General features: G+C 69.7%; 2 protein-coding genes and 1 pseudogene. All 3 read left to right on the top strand.

What is annotated here, in order from left to right; translation table 11 throughout:
• A pseudogene (locus tag EN742_RS34910) lies at positions 1 to 298 on the top strand (gfo/Idh/MocA family oxidoreductase); the annotation flags it as partial.
• Complete coding sequence (locus tag EN742_RS34905; RefSeq protein ID WP_127407379.1) at positions 298 to 1,116, top strand: sugar phosphate isomerase/epimerase; 819 nt, start codon at positions 298 to 300, stop codon at positions 1,114 to 1,116. The pseudogene EN742_RS34910 and the gene EN742_RS34905, both read left to right, overlap by 1 nt.
• Positions 1,116 to 1,454, top strand: a 339-nt coding sequence (locus EN742_RS34900; RefSeq protein ID WP_128333877.1) for an alpha/beta fold hydrolase, incomplete at its 3' end; no start/stop codon positions are given. The genes EN742_RS34905 and EN742_RS34900, both read left to right, overlap by 1 nt.

The following is a 1,454-nucleotide window of genomic DNA, read 5'->3' as shown; positions in this document are numbered from 1 at the left end:
GCTCTATGGCGAGAACGGCTCCGTAATCGCGAAGACCTTCAATCCCTGGTATTTCCGGGCGAGTGAGGTCGACATCTTCCACGAGAAGGACGCGACCTCGCGCAAGCCGCTCGGCGCCGACGGCCACTTCTTCCGGCGCCAGATCGAAGGCCTCGCCGATACCGTGCTCGACGGCAAGCCGATGCGCGGCGCCAATGTCGAGGACGGGCTCGCTTCGATCCGCGCCATGGTGGCGATCGCCCGCTCGGTCGAGAGCGGCGAGCGCGTCGAGATCGCCAGCGTGACGGGAGCGGTCTGATGCAGGTCGGGGTGTTCGCCAAGACCTTCCCGGGTAGCGAGCCGGCCGGCGTGCTTGCCGCCGTGCGCGATGCGGGCTTCGCGGTCACCCAGTTCAACCTCGCCTGCGCCGGCCTGCCATCGATGCCGGATGCGGTTCCCGACGAGGCAATCCGGACCATCGAGGCTGCCGCCGAAGCTTCTGGCGTGGCTCTTGTCGCATTGTCAGGCACCTACAACATGGCGCATCCGGACAGGGCGGTGCGCGACGACGGCCTGCGCCGGCTGGCGCTGGTGATCGAGGCGGCCGCCGGGCTTTCCACGCCGCTGGTGACGCTCTGCACCGGAACGCGCAACCCCGACGACCAGTGGGCGCATCATCCCGGCAATGCCGACCCCTCGGCCTGGGCCGACATGGCGCGCGAGATGGAGAAGGCGCTTGCGATTGCTGAGCGCCATGGCGTCGACCTCGGCATCGAGCCCGAGCAGGCCAACATCGTTGCCTCCGCCGCCGACGCGACGCGCCTGATCGCCGAAATGGGTTCGAAGCGGCTGCGCGTCGTGCTCGATCCGGCGAACCTCTTCGAGCAGGCGGATGCCGTGCAGGCGCGTGCCATCGTCGCCGACGCGGTCGAACGCACGGCCGGCCATGTCGCCATGGCGCATGCCAAGGACCGCTTCGCCGACGGCCGCTTCGCCACGGCCGGGCAAGGCGTGGTCGACTTTCCTGACTTCATCACCCGGCTGAAGCACGCCGGCTTCGATGGGCCGCTGGTGACGCATGGGCTTTCCGCCGAGGAAGCGCCCGGTGTCGCTCGTTTCCTGAAGGGGCTGGTGTGATGGCGACGCTCTCTCGCGACGGCGCCACGCTGCGGTTCACCGACGCCGGCGAAGGTCTGGCGGTCGTCTTCCAGCACGGGCTGGGCGGCGGCGAGGCGCAGGTCGCCCAGACCTTCCCCGCCGGCTTCCGGCGCCTCACACTGGAATGCCGCGGGCATGGCGGCTCCGGTCTCGGCGAGCGGCGACCGTTTTCCTTCGACGTGTTCGCCGACGACGTGCTCGCCGCCGCCGACCAGGCCGGCCTCGACCGCTTCGTTGCCGGCGGCGTCTCGATGGGCGCCGGGATCGCGGTCCGTCTGCGGCAATATTGGCCAGCACCTGTGCGAAGGCCTTGGCGT

Source organism: Mesorhizobium sp. M4A.F.Ca.ET.020.02.1.1, assembly GCF_004022645.1.
GTDB lineage: Bacteria > Pseudomonadota > Alphaproteobacteria > Rhizobiales > Rhizobiaceae > Mesorhizobium.
This window is presented reverse-complemented; position numbering and strand designations above follow the sequence as displayed.

Bases quoted from the DNA above. Each gene is read 5' to 3' on its own strand.
- EN742_RS34905 (WP_127407379.1), top strand. From the start codon at position 298: ATGCAGGTCGGGGTGTTCGCCAAGACCTTCCCGGGTAGCGAGCCGGCC.